General features: G+C 57.1%; 1 protein-coding gene. It reads right to left on the bottom strand.

Annotated features, from left to right (window positions below; genetic code table 11):
- Positions 1-285: 285 nt before the first annotated feature.
- On the bottom strand, positions 286-663 hold the full coding sequence (locus IVB50_RS13975) for a PRC-barrel domain-containing protein (protein WP_247296083.1): 378 nt from the start codon (positions 661-663) through the stop codon (positions 286-288).
- Positions 664-805: the final 142 nt, after the last annotated feature.

Below are 805 nucleotides of genomic sequence, written 5' to 3'. Positions count from 1 at the left end.
AGCGGACCTTCACGGTAATGCCCGCTGGGCGCCGCTTGAACCCATTGCTGACTCTAGAGAGAAGCTGAGCAAAACCAATGAGCGACATCCTCCGCCTCCGATGCGGGCGGCAGGCGTTGTTCGCTGCAAGGCTCATCAATCAAAACTGCCTGAACTTCGCTGGACGGTGTCCAGCGAAGCTCAATGCTGGTATGGGTCGGAAGATCGATCCGACAGCATCCACGAGGGTCGCCGATCAATTCAGCTGACACTCACGATTGGAAAATTCCGGCGCGTCGTCTGGCGTTATAGGCCACCTCGCGCTTCCCAGTAAGTGGGTGTCCCATAATACCGGTGGGTTCGCGTTTCCCAATCTCGATCCTGCCAGGAGTCATCGCTGAACTCCGGCGCATCCCTGAGCTGTTGCTCTGTGATATTGGTTCGGAAGCCCTGGATCGACGTATCATACGTCAGAGCGCTCCATGGAATGGGGTAGTGGCTGTGACCCAAGCCAACAAATCCGCCGAAGCTCATGACTGCATAAGCTACGCGGCCTGACACCTTGTCGATGATGAGGTGATCAATCTCACCGATATTCTTTCCATCTGCTCCATACACCTCGGTTCCCTGAATGTCTTCGCTCGAGATGCAGTGATGATCCGGGTGGGCCGTTGCGCGGGCCATGACTTTGTCTCCCTCACAGGTGATTTTGGCGGCTTAACTTGGCAGCTACGAGGACGTTCCTGCGTTGAGCGCCGCAGCGCCAAATCGACGCGATTGGTCCGTAGCTGACCTACGGAGCGCGGCCAGTCGAGGACCGCTAGTG

The sequence above is a fragment of the Bradyrhizobium sp. 87 genome (genome assembly GCF_023073015.1).
Taxonomy (GTDB): Bacteria; Pseudomonadota; Alphaproteobacteria; order Rhizobiales; family Xanthobacteraceae; genus Bradyrhizobium; species Bradyrhizobium canariense_D.
Note: the sequence above shows the minus strand (reverse complement) of the source record. Positions and strands in the feature narration are given on the sequence as shown.